At 68.0% G+C, this 17328-nt stretch carries 14 protein-coding genes; 5 read left to right on the plus strand and 9 right to left on the minus strand.

Features of this window, described 5'->3' with window-relative positions; translation table 11 throughout:
- Positions 1-93 precede the first annotated feature (93 nt).
- The 5 genes from HNO80_RS03005 to HNO80_RS03025 all read right to left on the minus strand — a co-directional run bounded on the left by HNO80_RS03005 (position 94) and on the right by HNO80_RS03025 (position 7014).
- Positions 94-1662: an amino acid permease gene (locus HNO80_RS03005; RefSeq protein ID WP_175321361.1), complete on the minus strand. Its 1569-nt coding sequence runs from the start codon at positions 1660-1662 to the stop codon at positions 94-96.
- A gap of 174 nt (positions 1663-1836) precedes the next feature.
- Complete coding sequence (locus tag HNO80_RS03010; RefSeq protein ID WP_175321362.1) at positions 1837-2244, minus strand: DUF779 domain-containing protein; 408 nt, start codon at positions 2242-2244, stop codon at positions 1837-1839.
- An 88-nt stretch (positions 2245-2332) separates the two neighbouring features.
- On the minus strand, positions 2333-3856 hold the full coding sequence (gene exaC, locus HNO80_RS03015) for an acetaldehyde dehydrogenase ExaC (protein WP_175321363.1): 1524 nt from the start codon (positions 3854-3856) through the stop codon (positions 2333-2335).
- Between the two features lie 165 nt (positions 3857-4021).
- Positions 4022-5437 carry a GAF domain-containing protein gene (locus tag HNO80_RS03020; RefSeq protein ID WP_175321364.1) on the minus strand — a complete coding sequence of 472 codons (1416 nt, stop codon included), beginning with the start codon at positions 5435-5437 and terminating at the stop codon, positions 4022-4024.
- A 116-nt stretch (positions 5438-5553) separates the two neighbouring features.
- Positions 5554-7014, minus strand: a complete 1461-nt coding sequence (locus HNO80_RS03025; RefSeq protein WP_175321365.1) for an FAD-dependent oxidoreductase — start codon at positions 7012-7014, stop codon at positions 5554-5556.
- A gap of 162 nt (positions 7015-7176) precedes the next feature.
- On the opposite strand from HNO80_RS03025, the gene rarD reads away from it, so the two are divergent.
- Positions 7177-8214, plus strand: coding sequence for an EamA family transporter RarD (rarD, locus tag HNO80_RS03030; RefSeq protein ID WP_175321525.1), 1038 nt, complete (start codon positions 7177-7179; stop codon positions 8212-8214).
- 137 nt (positions 8215-8351) lie between these two features.
- Here rarD and HNO80_RS03035 read toward each other — a convergent pair whose 3' ends face one another.
- Positions 8352-9224 (minus strand): universal stress protein, encoded by an 873-nt coding sequence (locus HNO80_RS03035; RefSeq protein ID WP_175321366.1) that lies wholly within the window; start codon positions 9222-9224, stop codon positions 8352-8354.
- Positions 9225-9414: 190 nt separating this feature from the next.
- Between HNO80_RS03035 and HNO80_RS03040 the strand changes: the two genes are divergently transcribed.
- On the plus strand, positions 9415-10245 hold the full coding sequence (locus HNO80_RS03040) for an AMIN-like domain-containing (lipo)protein (protein WP_175321367.1): 831 nt from the start codon (positions 9415-9417) through the stop codon (positions 10243-10245).
- 171 nt (positions 10246-10416) lie between these two features.
- Here HNO80_RS03040 and gabT read toward each other — a convergent pair whose 3' ends face one another.
- Together gabT and HNO80_RS03050 are read right to left on the minus strand one after the other, a co-directional pair.
- Complete coding sequence (gene gabT / locus HNO80_RS03045) at positions 10417-11772, minus strand: 4-aminobutyrate--2-oxoglutarate transaminase (protein WP_175321368.1); 1356 nt, start codon at positions 11770-11772, stop codon at positions 10417-10419.
- A 94-nt stretch (positions 11773-11866) separates the two neighbouring features.
- The gene (locus tag HNO80_RS03050; protein ID WP_175321369.1) at positions 11867-13297 is read right to left on the minus strand and encodes a gamma-aminobutyraldehyde dehydrogenase; all 1431 of its coding nucleotides are present in this window, start codon (positions 13295-13297) and stop codon (positions 11867-11869) included.
- A 159-nt stretch (positions 13298-13456) separates the two neighbouring features.
- Between HNO80_RS03050 and HNO80_RS03055 the strand changes: the two genes are divergently transcribed.
- Positions 13457-14899, plus strand: coding sequence for a PucR family transcriptional regulator (locus HNO80_RS03055; protein WP_175321370.1), 1443 nt, complete (start codon positions 13457-13459; stop codon positions 14897-14899).
- 100 nt (positions 14900-14999) lie between these two features.
- Here HNO80_RS03055 and HNO80_RS03060 read toward each other — a convergent pair whose 3' ends face one another.
- A complete protein-coding gene (locus HNO80_RS03060) occupies positions 15000-15536 on the minus strand; it encodes a hypothetical protein (RefSeq protein WP_175321371.1) in 537 nt (178 codons plus the stop codon).
- A gap of 197 nt (positions 15537-15733) precedes the next feature.
- Here HNO80_RS03060 and HNO80_RS03065 point away from each other — a divergent pair, with 197 nt between their 5' ends.
- Both HNO80_RS03065 and HNO80_RS03070 read left to right on the plus strand, forming a co-directional pair.
- The gene (locus HNO80_RS03065; protein ID WP_249777134.1) at positions 15734-16591 is read left to right on the plus strand and encodes a DUF1206 domain-containing protein; all 858 of its coding nucleotides are present in this window, start codon (positions 15734-15736) and stop codon (positions 16589-16591) included.
- Positions 16592-16720: 129 nt separating this feature from the next.
- Positions 16721-17302, plus strand: a complete 582-nt coding sequence (locus tag HNO80_RS03070) for a hypothetical protein (protein WP_175321372.1) — start codon at positions 16721-16723, stop codon at positions 17300-17302.
- Positions 17303-17328: the final 26 nt, after the last annotated feature.

The following is a 17328-nucleotide window of genomic DNA, read 5'->3' on the forward strand; positions in this document are numbered from 1 at the left end:
GCAGCAACGCGGGGCCCCTACGCCCGTCCGGACAGGCCGAACGGGCCGTAGTGACCCCGCGTTGAATAACCGCGTTGAAGTGCAGCGTTGCAGCTACGAGCGGCTGAGCGACTCCGCGTCGTCGTCCGCAGCCGGCTTGCCGTCCGCGGGAGCCGTGGCAGCCGGGCCGTTGACGGCAGCCCTTGCCTCGGCGAACTTCTCGTTGAGCCGGGAGTGGCGCTGGCCGTAGGCGAAGTAGATCGCAATGCCGATGACCAGCCAGATCGCGAAGAAGATCCAGGTCTCCACCGCCAGGTTCGTCATCAGGTACAGGCACAGGACAGCCGAGACGACCGGGAGCACCTTGCCGAACGGCACGCGGAAGGCCGGCTTGAGGTCCGGCCGCTTCCGGCGCAGCACCAGAATGCCGAGGCTGACCATCACGAACGCGGAGAGCGTGCCGATGTTGATCATTTCCTCGAGCAGGTCCACGTTGGTCAGTCCGGCCACGACCGCCACGGCCGTGCCGCAGATGATCTGCAGGCGTGCCGGGGTCGCCCGGATGGTGCCGGTCTTGGAGAGCGAGCGCGGCAGCAGGCCGTCGCGGCTCATCGCCAGGACAACACGCGAGAGGCCCATCAGCAGCACCATGATCACCGTGGTGAGGCCCACGAGGGAGCCGAAGGCGATGACCTTCGCGGCGTCGGTGTTGCCCACGGCCTCGAAGGCGGTGGTCAGCGTCGGGTTCTTCGCCTCGGCCAGCTTGGTGTAGGACACCATGCCGGTGAGGGCCAGCGAGACCAGGATGTAGAGCACGGTGACGATCGCCAGGCCGCCGAAAATGCCGCGGGGCAGCGTCTTCTGCGGGTTTTTGACCTCCTCGGCGGAGGTGGCGACGACGTCGAACCCAATGAAGGCGAAGAACACCAGGGCGGCGCCGGCGAAAATGCCCAGCGTGCCGTACTGGGCCGGGGCCGCGCCGGTGAGGAAGCCGAAGAAGGACTGCTTGAGCACGTCCGTGGCGCCGGTACCGCCGGTGGGCTCGGAGGCCGGGACGAACGGGGCGTAGTTCTCAAATTTCACGTAGCTGAAGCCGACAACGATGACGAAGAGCACGACGGCGATCTTGATCAGCGTGAAGACGTTGCCGACGCGGGCGGACAGCTTTGTCCCCAGCACCAGCAGGACGGTGAACACGGCGACAATCAGGAAGGCGCCCCAGAAGAGGTCGACACCGGCCACGGAGATCGACGGCGGAACGTCCAGGCCCATCAGCGCGAACACCTTGCTGAGGTAGATGCCCCAGTACTTGGCGATCACGGCGGCGGCGGTGAAGAGCTCGAGGATGAGGTTCCAACCGATGATCCAGGCGAGCACCTCGCCCATGGTGGCGTAGGTGAAGACATAGGCGGAGCCGGCCACCGGGATGGCGGTGGCGAATTCGGCGTAGCACATGATCGCCAGGGCGCAGGTGACCGCGGCGATGGCGAAGGAGATGGTGACGGCGGGGCCGGCGAAGTTGGCGGCGGCCTTGGCCCCGACCGAGAAGATGCCGGCGCCGACCGCAACGGCGACGCCCATGATCATCAGGTCCCAGGTGCTGAGCGAGCGTTTCAGCTTGCGTCCGGGCTCATCGGCGTCGGCGATCGACTGCTCGATGGATTTGGTCCGGAAAAGGTTCATAGGAAAGTCCAAAATCTCGGTAGCTGGTTGGAAACAGACCTATTAATAGTAGTGTCCATCCACTGGACGGCCGCTTTAATCCCACATCGTGAGACACAAAAAGGCGCGAACGTACACTTCGGGCCCCTCCTGCGAGGGCCCCAAGTGTACGTTCGCGCCCAGGGGTTCAGTGGCTTAGGCGGGCCAGTCCATCAGCGTCGAGCGGATCAGGAAGCGTTTTCCCTCGGGTGCCTCGACCGAGAAGCCGCTGCCGCGGCCGGGCACGACGTCGACCGTCAAATGGGTATGGCTCCAGTAGTTGAACTGTTCTTTGGACATCCAGAACTCCAGCGGTTGCGGCTGCAGGCCGTCTGAGATGTCGAACAGGCCCAGCAGCACGTCGGAGTCCCCAGTGAGGAACTCCCCCGCCGGGTAGCACATGGGCGAGGAGCCGTCACAGCAGCCGCCGGACTGGTGGAACATGAGCGGGCCGTGCTGGAGCCAGAGCTTGCGCAGCAGCTCAACCGCCTCGGGGGTGAGCGCCACGCGGGAAAAGTCCTCGCCGGCCTGTGTCACGGCGGCGTCGAGCCTGGTCTGGGTCATCGGAGCTTCTCCTGTAGGTAGGCGACGGCTGTCACGGGCGAAAAGGCAAGGCGGGGCGAACCGGTCCGGTCCGCCCCGCCGCGTCGGCCTAGAAGAAGCCGAGCTTGTTCTCGTTGTAGCTGACCAGCAGGTTCTTGGTCTGCTGGTAGTGGTCCAGCATCATGGCGTGGTTCTCGCGGCCGATGCCGGAGGACTTGTACCCGCCGAACGCGGCCCCGGCCGGGTAGGCGTGGTAGTTGTTGACCCACACCCGGCCCGCCTGGATTTCGCGGCCGGCGCGGTAGGCGACGTTGCCGTTGCGGGACCAGACGCCGGCGCCCAGGCCGTAGAGGGTGTCGTTGGCGATGCCCATGGCGTCGCTGTAGTCACTGAAGCGGGTCACCGAAACCACCGGGCCGAAGATCTCCTCCTGGAAGATCCGCATCTTGTTGTGGCCCTCGAAGATGGTGGGCTGGACATAGTAGCCGCCGGCGAGGTCGCCGGACAGTTCGGCGCGGGCGCCGCCGGTAAGCGCCTTGGCACCCTCCTGCTTTCCGATGTCGATGTAGGAGAGGATCTTCTCGAGCTGGTCGTTGGAGGCCTGGGCGCCGAGCTGGGTGTCGGTGTCCAGCGGGTTGCCCTGGATGATCTTCTGGGTGCGGGCCAGCGCGTCGGCCATGAAGGAGTCGTAGATGCCTTCCTGGACCAGGGCGCGGGACGGGCAGGTGCAGACCTCGCCCTGGTTGAAGGCGAAGAGCGTGAAGCCTTCGAGGGCCTTGTCGTAGAACGCGTCGTTGTGGTCCGCGACGTCGTTGAAGAAGATGTTGGGGCTCTTGCCGCCCAGTTCCAGGGTGACCGGGATCAGGTTCTGGGACGCGTACTGGCTGATCAGGCGGCCGGTGGTGGTCTCGCCGGTGAAGGCGATCTTGCGGATCCGCGGGCTGGAGGCGAGCGGCTTGCCGGCCTCGACGCCGAAGCCGTTGACGACGTTGATGACGCCGGCCGGCAGCAGGTCGCTGATCAGCTCCATCAGCACCAGGATCGAGGAGGGGGTCTGCTCGGCCGGCTTGAGGACGACGGCGTTGCCGGCGGCGAGCGCGGGGGCCAGCTTCCAGACGGCCATCAGGATCGGGAAGTTCCACGGGATGATCTGGCCGACGACGCCGAGCGGCTCGTGGTAGTGGTAGGCGGTGGTGTCGTCGTCGAGCTGGGACAGCCGGCCTTCCTGGGCGCGGACCGCGGAGGCGAAGTAGCGGAAGTGGTCCGCGGCGAGCGGGATGTCAGCGTTGAGGGTTTCGCGGATCGGCTTGCCGTTGTCCCAGGACTCGGCGACGGCGAGCATCTCGGTGTTCTCGTCGATCCGGTCGGCGATCTTGTTCAGGATGGCGGCGCGCTCGGCGACGGAGGTCTTCCCCCACGACGGGGCGACCTTGTGCGCAGCGTCCAGGGCCAGCTCAATGTCCTCGGCGGTGCCGCGGGCGACCTCGCAGAAGGCCTTGCCCGTCACCGGGGTGATGTTCTCGAAGTACTGGCCCTTGACCGGGGCAACCCATTCGCCGCCGATCCAGTTCTCGTAGCGGTCCTTGAAAGTGACCTTCGAGCCCTCGGTACCGGGCTGTGCGTAGACAGTCATTGCTAGCTCCTTTGCTGTGCAAGATTGGTGGCGGGAGCGGCCAGGATCTCTGCGGCCGCCGCTGGCACCAGCCTAGGAGCGGGGAGGTTGCGAGCAGGTTGCAACCATGTGAGCCGGATCACGCGGGCTCTCATGGTGCGGTATGCGCCGCGGCTCGCCGCCGGCTCAGGCGCCGAGTTCGGCTTCGAGCCGCTCCAGGTCCGCGACGACGGCGGCGCGCCTGGGTGAGCGCGGCGGCAGCAACTTCAGCGCGGCGGTGCGGACCTCGACGTCGTCCCGAGCTTCCGGCAGTTCGGCATATTTCAGCAGCGATTCGGCGCTGCCGTCGGTCAGCACGGCCTCGCGCAGCAGGGACGAGACGCGGCTGCGGAGCTCGGTGATCCCGGGTGCCTCGGAGCGCGGCAGGACCGCGCCGCGGTAAATTTCCAGCGCGATCCGGTGCGCGCCGCGCTGCAGGCAGCTGAGGACCTGGCCGGAGTCCGGCACGAGGTCCACCGGCAGGCGGTAGGGCCTGGACTCCGGGACGGCGTCCGGATTGAGCTGCTGCAGGACCTTGCGCAGCCGCACCATCTCGGCGCGCAACGTCATGGTGGAGCCGTCGCGCGGGTAGAGCAGCGAGCTCAGCTCCTCGGCGTTGAGGCCTTCCGGATGCGTGCTCAGCAGGGTGAGGATTTCGCTGTGCCGGGCCGAAAGCGTGACGGTGCGGCCGTCGATGCTCAACACGGCCTGGTCGCGGCCGAGCAACTGCAGGCTGTTGCGGTACAGGCTGCCGGGCGCCCTGGAGCCCGCCCGGGCGGGCCGCGCTCCGCCGGCCGCGGTGCCCGAAGCGGCGCCAGAAGCGGCGGCGGCCTGCCGGCGTCGGGCCGGGGCGGCCTGCCGGGCGGCGGCAAGCTGGAGGCGCTCCACCCGCAGGTGCGCCTGCGCGGCGGCGACGGTCGCCTCGACGAGGGACAGGGTGTGCGGCGCGACGGCGGATTCGGTGCCGGTGATGTCGACGACGCCCAGCAGGGCCCCGGAATCCGGGTCGTGGAACGGCACGGCCGTACAGCTCCAGGGGTGGACGGAGCGTTTGTAGTGCTCGGCGCCGGCGATCTGGATGCCGCGGCCCAGGGCGAGCGCGGTGCCGGGGGCGCTGGTGCCCACTGTGGCCTCGGACCAGTCGGCGCCGGGGACGAACATCATCCCCTCGGCGCGGCGCTGCATGGCAGGGTCCCCTTCAACCCAGAGCAGCCGGCCCACCTCGTCCCCAACGGCCACCAGCATGCCGCTGTCGTGGCTGGGCAGCACCAGCAGTTTGTGGATCACGGGCATGATCGCGGCCAGCGGGTGCTGCCTGCGGTATTCCTCGAGTTCCTCGCGGTCCATGGCCAGCGGGGCTTCGGGGTTGTCCGGGTTGGCGTGCAGTTGCGCGGAGCGCTGCCAGGATTCCCGGATCAGGCTGCGGAGCCCGGGCGGCTGCTCCCCGCCCAGGCCCATGGAACCCAGTTGCTCATGCCCCGCGTAGGCATACTGCTGGCGCAGCTCCGGGCTCAGGCCGTGGCCGGAACCGCGCGGGGCCGTCTGCTCGACCGGATTCCTCATTGAACTCCCACCTGGCGGGCACCTTCATTGGCGCGCGACGGCATGCCGGAGGCAGCGTCGTTTCATCGAGTGTACGGGGCGTTGCGGACCCCCGCCAGAGGATCCGCCAGCGCGGCTCAGTCCCGGGAGATCCGGATCATCTCTTCCCGCGGCACGACCTTGATGCGTTCGCGTACCACGCCGTCGGGGCCGTTGGCTGCGGTCCACGCCGCGCCGAGGGCCAGCTCGTGGGCGTCCAGCTTGTTCCAGCCTTCCCAGGTGGTGTATTCGATGCCGCGCTCTTCGAGCAGGTCGATGATGGCCTGCGGATCCGGGTTCTGGGCCGGCGGAAGGGTCAGCCGGTCTTCAAGCAGGAAGCCGATGGTCTCCAGCGCGTCTCCCTTGGTGTGGCCGATCAGGCCCACCGGGCCGCGCTTGATCCAGCCCGTGGCGTAGATGCCGGGCACGGGCTTGCCGTCGGCACCGAGCACGCGGCCGCCCTCGTTGGGGATGACGCCGCGCCGCGCGTCGTACTCCAGCTCGTCCAGCTGGGAGCCGTGGTAGCCGATGGCGCGGTAGACGGCCTGGACCGGGTAGTCGACGAACTCGCCGGTGCCCTTGACGTTACCCGTGCCGTCCAGCCGCATGCGCTCGAATTTGATGCCCGTCACCTTGCCGGGATGCGCGGCGTCGCCTGTTTTTTCTCCGAGGATCTCGACCGGGTTGTGCAGGAAGTGCAGGTGCAGCCGGCGTGAGGACGGTTCCTCGGCCTCGGCGTGCTCCTCAACGAGCCAGTTGCCGAGGGTGTTCACCATCGTCTTGATCTGGTTGTTCGTGCGGATGGCCTCGTCGGAGGCTTCGTCGAACTCGAAGTCCTCCGGGTAGAGCACGATGTCCACATCCTTCGCGTGGCTGAGCTCGCGCAGCTCCAGCGGCGTGAACTTCACTTGGGCCGGACCACGGCGGCCGAAGACGTGCACGTCCGTCACCGGCGAGTTCTTCAGCGCCTGGTAGACGTTGTCCGGGATCTCGGTAACCAGCAGGTCATCAGCGTGCTTGACCAGCATCCGTGCCACGTCCAGGGCCACGTTACCGTTGCCGATCACCGCGATCTCCTTGGCCTCCAGCGGCCAGTCGCGGGGAACGTCAGGGTGCCCGTCGTACCAGGAGACGAAGTCGGCCCCGCCGAACGAGCCTTCGAGCCCGACCCCGGGAATGTCCAGGTCCGCGTCCTTGATGGCGCCGGTAGCGAAGATCACGGCGTCGTAGAAAGCGCGGAAGTCGTGCAGGGTCAGGTCCCGGCCGTAGCTGACATTGCCAAGGAAGCGGATGTCGCCGCGGTCCAGCACCTTGTGCAGGGCGTTCACGATCCCCTTGATCCGCGGGTGGTCCGGCGCCACGCCGTAGCGGATCAGGCCATAGGGCGCCGGGTACGCCTCAAACAGGTCGATGCTGACCTTGAAGTCGCCGTCCTTGACCTCATTGGACTTGGTCAGGATGTCCGCGGCATAGACGCCGGCCGGTCCGGCGCCGACAATCGCAACGCGGAGGGGACGTTTGGACGTTCTTTTAGGCGAGGTTTTGGCCGAGTTGGACACCGGGAGCCCTTCTGAGTCTTGGCGGGTGCGCCGGCAGATACAGCGCACAGTCCCCCATTCTAAGTGCCCCCGCGGTGGCTGGTGCCCGGGTGAGGGAGATCGCAGGCGCCGGATTGCCCTGCCGCGCCCCGCGGCAGGAATAGCCGCACCGGGGGTGGTGTTATTGATCTTGTGCCTATCTCCGACGGATCCCCCGCCCCCGCAACCCTGACTTCCCCGGGCGGCGTTGCCCCCGCTACCGGAGCCGCCGGAGCCGCCGCGGCACCGGGACTCAAGGCAGTGGACAAGGACACGACGGCGGGGATCCTGTTCGGCATCGGCGCCTACGGCTTGTGGGGGCTGCTCCCGCTGTACTTCTTCGTGCTGCACCCGGCCAGCGCCGTCGAGATCGTGGCCAACCGCGTGGTCTGGTCCCTGCTGTTCTGTGTCCTGCTAATCACCGTCACCCGCGCCTGGCGGGTGATCGGCGCCGCGTTCCGGAACCGCACCGTGATTGGTCCGCTGGCCCTCGCGGCCGGCCTGATCGCGATCAACTGGCTGACCTACACCTACGGCGTGACCACCGGCCAGGCCGTGGAAACATCGCTGGGCTACTTCATCAACCCGCTCGTGTCCGTGCTGCTGGGCGTCTTTGTCCTGAAGGAGAAGCTGCGGCCGCTGCAGTGGGCCGCCGTCGTCGTCGGTTTCATCGCCGTGGGCGTGCTGACATATTCGTACGGCAAGCTCCCGTGGATCGCCCTGACGCTGGCGTTCAGTTTCGGCCTCTACGGCTTCGTCAAGAAGCGCGTCGGTCCGCGGGCGGACGCGATCACCAGCCTGTCGGTGGAAACCATCGTGCTGGCGCCGATCGCCGGCGTGACCATGATCGTCCTGGCCCTGACCGGCGCCGCCTCGCTCACCAGCAACGGCGCCGGACACTTCTGGTTGCTTGCCGCGTCCGGCGTCATCACCGCTGTCCCGCTGCTGTTCTTCGGCGCCTCCGCGCGGCGGCTGCCGATGACCACGATCGGGCTGCTGCAGTACTTCGCCCCGGTGCTGCAGTTCATTGTGGCGCTCGTGGTGTTCAAGGAGGCGATGACCCCGGAGCGCTGGATCGGCTTCGGCGTCGTATGGCTCGCGCTGTTGCTGCTCACGGCGGACATGCTGCGGACGGCCCGGAAGAACTCCGTCACCCGCAGGCTGGCCCGCGCCGCCGCCTGAGCAACCCCTAAGAACGCTGCCCTGCCGGAGCCCGAACGGACACTTGAGGCCCTGCTTGTGCCACGAAAACGGGCCGCAAGTGTCCGTTCGCGCATGGCGAGCGGGCCGCAAGTGTCCGTTCGCGCATGGCGAGGGGCTTAGTCCTCCGGGCTGGTGTCGATGCGCACGTAGTCGCGCGGCACCACGACCATGGGGACCGGCAGGGCGCGGAGCACCTTGTTGGCCGTGCTGCCGATGAAGAGCTTGTTCTTCTCCGCCAGGCGGGACGAGCCGACGATCATGATCTCCGCGTCGTCCCATTCGAGGTCGTCGATGGCTTCCTCAATGGTCCGGCCGTGCGCGACCTCCACGCTGACGTGGTGTCCCGCGGGCAGGCGCGCGGCCGCGGCCTTGAGCACTGTGTTCGCGTGGACATGCGCGGCGTTGACGTTTTCGCCGCCGTCGCCCTCGGCGTCCAGCTCGACGAGCGAGACCAGCCGCAGCGGCACGCCGCGGCGCTCGGCCGACTCAATCGCGACGTCGATCGCCGCCTCCGCGCCGGTGCGCTGGCCGACGGCGAGGGTCAGCCGGGTGATCGGATCCGTTCGCCGGTAGCCGCGGGGAGCCAGGGCAACCGGCACCGGCGAAGCATGCAGCAGTGCGTTGGCCACGCTGCCGACGCTGTACCGCTTGAACAGGCCGTTGCTCGCGGCGCCCACCACGATCAGGCCGGCGCGGTACTCCTTGGCGGCGTCGATCAGTCCCGCGGCGAAGGAATCCGCCTGGCGCACGTGGAACCTGGCCTCCAGGCCCTCCGGGACCAGGGACAGGCCCTGCCGCTCCGCCGTCAGCACGGCCTGCTCCGCAGCGCTGACACGGTTTCCCTGCGGGTTCAGCGCGACATAGGGGGTGTTCCGGTCCACCACATGGACCAGGTCCAGGTGCGCGCCCTGGGCGCGGGCCATGGCGGAAGCCAGGGCGACGGCGTCGGCGCCGCGGTCGTTGGGTGTGTAGCCAACTACGTATCGCATGTAAAAACCCCTTATGGGTCTGGGGCAGAATCCAGCTTGGCTCCGGGGTTCCGGGCGACGTCGGCCGGTCTGCGTTCCTGCAGTGGTAGGAACGACTCTAGCCCAGCGTTGCGGGGAATAGTGGGTGACTTTTGGCCCTGCGGCACGCAAGTTTCCGCGACTACGCTGAAGCCGTGGAGGGGAGCTCACCATGAGTCTGATCAGGAACACCGGGTTCGCGGCACAAACGAGCGGGCTGGGAGTGTTGATCTTCCTGCTCGCGCTGACCGGCTGCACCCCCTCCCCGCCCCAGCCGCCCGGGAGCAGCACGGCATCGGCGACGGACTCCGCGACGTCGACATCCACCCCTTCCGGCACTGCGACGCCCTCATCCACCGCCTCGACCACCTCGGCGACGCCGTCGGCCTCCGCGACGCTGCCTCCGGATGCCGATGAGACCAAAGCCCCGCAGGACGGCGACCGCGTGATCTCCTCGACCATCACCCATGACTGGGCCTGGCCCGGAGCGAAGTCGCCGTTCAAGACCACGCACAGCAATCCCGTACCGTTGGCCCCGCCGCCGGCGGAACCCCTGCCCACGCTGTACACGATCGGCGCCGGCCAGCACCCCTCGGACACCCCGCCCTATGACCAGCTGAGCTTCCGGTTCAACGGCGCCTTTCCCAGTTACGACATCTCGTTCGTCCCCGAGCTGATCGCCGACGGCAGCGGCCTGCCCGTGCCGATGCCCGGGACGGGCGCCATCCTGAAAGTCGTCTTCCACGGCGCCCAGGCGCACACCGCAGACGGGAAGGCCAGCACCATCAAGAGCAGCCCCGCACCGTCGATCGGCTACCGCGCACTCACCCGCTACGCCCCGGCCGGCGATTTCGAGGGGGTCCTTAGTTACGGGATCGGCGTCGGCCGCCCGGGTACCGCAGTGCAGCAGACCAAGGTGCGGGTCTACGAGGTGGAGAAGATCGAGCAGGGCCGGCACCTGTACGTCGTCGCGATCCAGCTCGACGCCAGCTCCTGGAAGTAGGCCGGCGCGGGGCCACCCCAGGAGGCCGCCCCGGACGCGAACGAGCCGCGGACTTCTCGGTCCGCGGCTCGTTCACGTTGCTTCTTTGGTCCCGCTGGGGGTGTCCCGCTGGGGGTGTCCCGCTGGGGGTGTCCCGCTGGGGGTGTCCCGCTGGGGGTTTCCCGCCGGCGCTTAGGCGTTGGCGCGGACCGCCGCGGCCAGCACCTCGAGCCCGTCCAGCAGCAGCTCGTCGCTGATCACCAGCGGCGGCAGCAGCCGGATCACGTTGCCGTAGGTGCCGCAGGTGAGGATGATGACACCCTCCTTAAGGCAGGCCGCGGCAACGGCCTTGGTCAGTTCCGGGTTCGGTTCCTTGGAACCGGCCTGGACCAGTTCGATCGCGAGCATGGCGCCGCGGCCACGGATGTCACCGACCACGGTGAGCTCGGACGCGAGCTCCCGCAGCTTGCCCAGGGCGAGTTCCTCGATGTGGCGGGCCCGGGCGTTCAGGTCGTACTGCTCCATCGAGCCGATGGAGGCCAGCGCCGCGGCACAGGCCACCGGGTTGCCGCCGTAGGTGCCGCCGAGGCCGCCGGGGTGGACTGCGTCGAGCAGGTCGGCGCGGCCGGTGATGGCGGAGAGCGGCATGCCGCCGGCGATTCCCTTGGCCATGGTGACGATGTCCGGGATGACGCCCTCGTGGTTCACGGCGAACCATTCGCCGGTGCGGCAGAAGCCGGACTGGACCTCGTCGGCAATGAAGACGATGCCCTTCTCCTTGGCCCAGGCCGCAAGGGCCGGCAGGAAGCCCTCGGCCGGGACGATGAAGCCGCCCTCGCCCTGGATGGGTTCGATGATGATCGCGGCAACCGACTCGCCGCCGATCTGCTTCTCGATCATGGTGATGGCACGCTTGGCGGCCTCGGCACCGGTGATCCCCGGGTTTTCCTCGCGGTACGGGTAGCTCATCGGCATCCGGTAGACCTCGGGCGCGAACGGGCCGAAGTTGGTCTTGTACGGCATCGCCTTGGCGGTCAGCGCCATGGTGAGGTTGGTCCGGCCGTGGTAGGCGTGGTCGAAGGCGACGACGGCGTCCCGGCCGGTGGCGAGGCGGGCCACCTTGACGGCGTTCTCCACGGCTTCGGCACCGGAGTTGAACAGCACGGTCCGCTTCTCGTGGTCGCCCGGGGTGAGCCGGTTCAGCTGCTCGGCAACGGCGACGTAGCCCTCGTAGGGCGTGACCATGAAGCAGGTGTGGGTGAAGTGCTCCACGGCTTCCTTCACCGCGCCGACGACGGCGGGGTCCGAGGCGCCGACGCTGGTCACGGCGATGCCGGAACCGAGGTCGATGAAGGAGTTGCCGTCGACGTCCTGGATGATGCCGCCGTCGGCGTCGGCGACGTAGACCGGGACGCTGGAGGCGACGCCGGACGCGACGACGGCCTTGCGGCGCTCGGTCAGGGCGACGGACTTGGGGCCCGGGAAGTCGGCCTGGACGCGGCGCTTCTGCTCCAGACGGTAGGTGATGTCGTTTGCTGTGGTGGTCATGGGAAGGCCTTTCTAAGCGTGGAAGGGTCGGCGGGGCCGAGTCTGGCGGTAGCGTTATGCAGCCGCGTTATGCGCCTGAGTTATGCATCTGTGGTTATGCGTCGAGCGCGCTCATGACGTGCTTGATGCGGGTGTAGTCCTCGACGCCGTACATCGAGAGGTCCTTGCCGTAGCCGGACTGCTTGAACCCGCCGTGCGGCATCTCGGCGGTGAGCAGGATGTGGGTGTTGATCCAGACGGCACCGAAGTCCAGGTCGCGGCTGACCCGCATGGCCGTGCCGTGATCCGTGGTCCAGACGCTGGAGGCGAGGGCGTAGTCGACGTCATTGGCCAGCTCGATCGCCTCGGCCTCGGTGCTGAACTTCTGCACCGTGATGACCGGGCCGAAGGCTTCCTTCTGCACGATGTCGTCGCTCTGCTTGACGCCCGTGACGATCGTGGGCTCGAAGAAGAAACCCTTGTCCCCGGCCTGGTGGCCGCCGGTCTCGATCCTGCAGTTCTCCGGCAGCGACTCCACCAGGGCTTTGACCGTGTTGAAGTGGTTGACGTTATTCAGCGGCCCGAAGTAGTTGTCCTCATCGTTCTGCGAACCGGTGCGCAGGGTCTTGGTGTGCTCCACCATGGCGGCGAGCAGGTCATCGTAGGCAGCGTCCTCGACCAGCACGCGGGCAATCGCGGTGCAGTCCTGGCCGGCGTTGAAGAAGGCGAACTCGGCGATGGCCGCGGCGCTCTTCTTGATGTCCGCATCCTTGAACACGATCGCGGGCGCCTTGCCGCCAAGTTCCAGGTGGGCCCGCTTAAGGCCCTTGGCGGCACCGGAGGCGACGGCGATGCCGGCCCGGACCGAACCGGTGATGGAGACAAGGCCGGGGACCTTGTGCTCCACCATCAGCGAGCCGGTCTCACCGGTGCCGAGGACAACATTGAGCACCCCTGACGGCAGGATCTCGCCAGCGAGGCGGGCCAGGACCAGGGTGGATTCCGGTGTGGTGTCGGAGGGCTTGAGCACGATGGTGTTGCCGGCCGCGAGTGCGGGGCCGATCTTCCAGATCGCCATCAGGAACGGGTAGTTCCACGGGGCGACCTGGGCGACGACGCCGATCGGTTCGCGTCGCACGTATGAGGTGTGGCCCTCGAAGTACTCGCCGGCGGACTTGCCTTCCAGGATCCGGGCGGCACCGGCGAAGAAGCGCAGCTGGTCTGCCCCCGCGGCAACCTCCTCGGCGGCGATCAGGGAGCGGACCTGACCAGTGTTGCGGTGCTGGGCCTCGACGAGTTCGTCACTGTTGGCTTCGACGGCGTCGGCGAGCTTGAGCAGCATGAGCTGGCGCTGGCCGGGGGTGACGTGCTTCCAGCTGGCGAAGGCGTCCTTCGCGGCGGTCATGGCGGCGTCGACGTCGGCCTGCACCGAGACCGGCGACTTGGCCACCACCTCCCCGTTGGTGGGATTGACGATGTCCAGCAGGGCGGTCCCGGCGGGGGTGACGAACTCGCCGTTGATGAAGTTCTGCAAGGTTTGAACCACGGTGTACAACCTCTTTCGTGCTGGCCTCGGAAAGGCAGGTATGAGGGAACTGCGACTGCTCCGAGCCTATGCCAGGCACGCAAGGCAGGGAATAGGCAGCTGCACACCGAAGCCGCGGGACTTTAGTGCGGTTGACCAACCCCCGGTTATCCTGATTCCATGGCAATTTCACTCGCGGCCCTGCTGGGGGTTCCGTCCCTCAAGCTGACGAAATCGGGCCTCGCGGAGACCACCTGGCACCAGGATATCCACTGGGTCGCGGTGACGGAGCAGGAGGACCCGCAGCGCTTCCTCAATGGCGGGGAACTGGTCCTCACCACCGGGATGCGGCTCAGGACCGCCCCCGAGCAGCGCCGCTTTGTCCGCCAGGTCCAGCGCGCCGGCGCGGTGGGCATCGGTTTCGGGATCGGGCTGACGCACGACGCGGTGCCGCCGGCCCTGATCGCCGAGGCCAACCGCTGGGGCCTTCCGGTGGTGGAAGTGCCCTACGAAACACCCTTCATCGCCATCGGCAAGCTCGTGGCCGATGCCCAATCAGCGGACCATTACGCCAAGCTGGAGCGCCTGATCGCCGGGCACCAGGTCCTTGCCCGCGCCCTGCTGACCGGCGGCGGCCTCGCCGAGCTGCTCAAGCACCTCGGCTCCATGCTGCGCACCGAGATAGTCCTGACGCAGTTCACCGCGCAGCTCTACAACAGCGCCGTCGGCAGCCCCTCCCCCACGGCGGACCGCTGGGCCTCGTACCCGATCCCGACCGGCCGCCGCGACGCCTGCACGCTGTGGGTCAGGCACCCGTTCGAAGACTCGGGCATCGTCGGCTATGCGCAGAACCTGATCAGCGTCGAGCTCAACAACATGGTCAAGCAACGCCAGTCGCAGCGCGCCCTGGCCGGGCAGGTGCTTGAGGACGTGATCCACGGGACCCTCGATGCCACCGAAGCCACCCGCAGGCTCGCCGGCATCGGCGTCAACAGCACCCGCAAGAACGTGGTCCTGCTGGCGGAATCGGCGGCCCACACCAAGCAGCTAGGGAGCTCCTCGCTGCCGCAGCCGCTGGCGGCGGCGGTGACCGCCGTCGTCGGCAAGGACCTGGTGGTGCTGGTGCACGACGACGGCAGCGGCGCCAGCGCCCTGGCCCGGAGCCTCAGCGACCACCTCGCCGAGGCGGGCATCCATGCCACGATCGGCATCGGCGGGGCGTATACGAAGCCGAACGGCCTGCGCTGGAGCTACTTCGAGGCCCGCGACGCCGCCAGCCACGGCCTGCCCGTCAACGAGCCGGAGCGGCTGAGCCTGACTTCGCTGCTGCTGGCCAGCGAGGACGTTCCGCTGGCGGACATGGCGAACGAGTCGCTGAACCCGCTCCGGAACTTCGACGCCGCGCACGGCGCCGAACTGATGACCACGCTGGAGAGCTACCTGAGCAACAACGGCTCGGTCGCCGCCGTCGCCGAGGAGCTCACCCTGCACCGCAACACGGTCCGCTACCGGCTGGCGCAAATCACCGAATTGACCGGCTACGACCCGGCACAGACCGCGGACCGGGTTCAGCTCTGGCTGGCGCTGGCCGTGCAGCGGCTCAGCGCCCGGCACCCGCGCTGACGCACGCATCCCCGCCACGAACAACGCGGGGCCAGACCGCGCCCGTCCGGCAAGTGCCGTGGGAGCGGTCTGACCCCGCGTCGGAGTGGAACCAGCGCGCTTAGCGGGAGAGGCCCTTGAAGACGTTCTTCGGCCGCTGCATTTCACCGTGCTTGGCGCCCAGGACGATCACCCAGCCTGCGAAGACCGGGATGGCCCACTGCAGGATCTTCAGCTGCTGCTGGGCGGAGCGGAGTTCCTCCGAGGCGCCCGGCTTGGGCTCGGTGGCACCCTCGGCGCCCTCGGCGGCCAGCTTGTCCACCTTCGCGCCCTGCAGTCCGGCGTACAGCGTCACGGCTGCACCGGCCAGGGTGACGATGGACTTGTAGATGCTCAGCCGGGTAACGCCGTCCTGCTTGGCCATCCGGCCCTTGTTCTCCCACATGATGGCGAGGCCGGAAAGGAAGTGCGCGCCGAATGCGGCCGTCTGGTACGGGGCCCACTTCTTCCAGCCGAGGCTGGACAGACGGGTGCGCTCGGCGGGATCCTTGGCCTCCGCCGTCGCGCCGTTCAGCCCGATGGCGCCCATCAGCGAACCGCCAAACCACGCGCCGGCGGTCAGGTCGTGGATGGATCGGGCAACAAGATTACCTGCCATGGTGAGCTTCCTATCGTGTGAATTCGAATCCGGAATGGTGCGGCCACATGCGACGCCGCACCCCGGACATAGTAAGCACACTTACCAACAAGTTGGTAGTCCCGGTATTCCGGTGCCAGTCCGCCGGCTTCCAGCCGGAAGGGCCGCCGGAAGAGCCGCCCCGTTGCGCGTAAGCTCGTGGCCATGGAGGCAAACGGTTGAGCGGCGAACTGCCGGGCGGTCGTGCCGTGCCGCAGCACGAGGCTGCCATCGGCGGAGCCGCCGATGCCGCAGAGGCCGCCTCAAACAGCAGGGTGCTCGACGTCGTCGCGCGGTGGGGGTTCGCCGTGATGGCATTGCTCCACATTGTCATCGGGGCGATCGCCGTCGCGCTGGTCCTGGGCGCGCCGGGCCAGGCCGAGCCCACCGGAGCGATCGAGCAGCTCGCCGCCAACCCCTGGGGTCCGGCGGTGTTGTGGCTCTGCTTCATCGGCTGCGCCGGACTCGCCCTGTGGCAGCTGAGCGAGGCGACCCTGCGGGCCAGGCACCTGCCCCGCGGCGAACGGCTGGGCAAGCTGGTCTCCTCGGGCTTCCTGGCAATCGCCTACGGCAGCGTCGGCTTCACCTTTGCCAGCTTCGCCCTGGGCTTCCGCAGCGACTCGGGCGATTCCACCGCGGCATTCAGCGAAGCCCTGATGAACCGGCCGCTGGGCGCACCACTGCTGATCGGCCTGGGACTGACAGTGGGTGGGATCGGCGTCTTCTTCGTGGTCAAGGGCCTGGGCAAGAAATTCAAGGAGGAGTTGCGCCACTTCGAAGGCACGCACCGCGGCCACCTCATCAGCGGCCTGGGCGTGGCCGGCCACGTTGCCAAGGGTCTGGCGCTGGTCCTGACCGGCCTGCTGTTCGTGATGGCCGCGGCCACCAATGACCCCGGCTCGTCCACCGGGCTGGACGGTAGCCTCAAGGCGCTGCAGCACCACCCGTTCGGGCCTTACCTGCTGCTGGCTATTGGCGCCGGGTTCATGGCCTACGGGGTTTTCGCCCTGATCCGCGCACGGTTCGGCCGGATGTAGCGTAGGTTTCCTCCCTTGTTGCCGCGCGGGGCCGGGGATATCGTTTTAGCTAGGCCCGGAACCGCGTTTCCTTCTCTTCCGGCAGGTACCGAGCACGCCCCCAGCGGGTCGGTTCTTCGAGGTAGGGCCATGAGCTACGTCCCAGTCAGCAGACGCACCATCCGGCGCCACCGTGAATCCGAGCGGTCCACCCGGCGCCTGGTGATCGCCTTGTCCGCGGCGGCGGCAGCGGCGTGGCTGCTGTCGGTCACGATGTCTACGGCGGTCCGGGTCGGCGGCTACGCCCACAACATCGCCGTCGTCCTGCATGTCCTGTCCCTGGTGGTGTCCTTCGGTGCCATCCTCCTGGTCGACTGGCACGGCTTCCTGTGGCTCCTCGGCCGGCGCAAACTGGCCGAAACCATTCGGCTCGACGGAGCCGCCACGCCGCTGATCTGGGCGGGCCTCGCCGGCCTGCTGGCCACCGGGGTGTTCCTGAACCCGCACCTGAACAACCCGATGACAGACGTCAAACTGGCCGCCGTGTTGGTGCTCAGCCTGAACGGCATCATGCTGATCCCGCTGATGCGGCGGCTGGCCCATCTGCCGCCGGAAACCCCCTTCCGGGGCCTGAGCGCCGGTCAGCGGATCCACCTGCTGGTGTGCCTGGTTATCTCGCAGGCGTGCTGGTGGACGGCGATCATCATCGGATTCATCAACGCCGAGTTCTGACGCGCCGGGTTCTGACGCGCCGGGTT

This window comes from Arthrobacter sp. C9C5, from assembly GCF_013359735.1.
In the GTDB taxonomy this organism is placed as follows: domain Bacteria; phylum Actinomycetota; class Actinomycetes; order Actinomycetales; family Micrococcaceae; genus Arthrobacter.

Excerpts from the sequence above, each read along its gene's own strand:
- HNO80_RS03070 (WP_175321372.1), top strand. The coding sequence starts at position 16,721 with ATGAGCTACGTCCCAGTCAGCAGACGCACCATCCGGCGCCACCGTGAA.
- exaC (WP_175321363.1), bottom strand. The coding sequence starts at position 3,856 with ATGACTGTCTACGCACAGCCCGGTACCGAGGGCTCGAAGGTCACTTTC.
- HNO80_RS03035 (WP_175321366.1), bottom strand. The coding sequence starts at position 9,224 with ATGCGATACGTAGTTGGCTACACACCCAACGACCGCGGCGCCGACGCC.
- HNO80_RS03005 (WP_175321361.1), bottom strand. The coding sequence starts at position 1,662 with ATGAACCTTTTCCGGACCAAATCCATCGAGCAGTCGATCGCCGACGCC.
- HNO80_RS03055 (WP_175321370.1), top strand. The coding sequence starts at position 13,457 with ATGGCAATTTCACTCGCGGCCCTGCTGGGGGTTCCGTCCCTCAAGCTG.
- gabT (WP_175321368.1), bottom strand. The coding sequence starts at position 11,772 with ATGACCACCACAGCAAACGACATCACCTACCGTCTGGAGCAGAAGCGC.
- HNO80_RS03020 (WP_175321364.1), bottom strand. The coding sequence starts at position 5,437 with ATGAGGAATCCGGTCGAGCAGACGGCCCCGCGCGGTTCCGGCCACGGC.
- HNO80_RS03060 (WP_175321371.1), bottom strand. The coding sequence starts at position 15,536 with ATGGCAGGTAATCTTGTTGCCCGATCCATCCACGACCTGACCGCCGGC.
- HNO80_RS03040 (WP_175321367.1), top strand. The coding sequence starts at position 9,415 with ATGAGTCTGATCAGGAACACCGGGTTCGCGGCACAAACGAGCGGGCTG.
- HNO80_RS03010 (WP_175321362.1), bottom strand. The coding sequence starts at position 2,244 with ATGACCCAGACCAGGCTCGACGCCGCCGTGACACAGGCCGGCGAGGAC.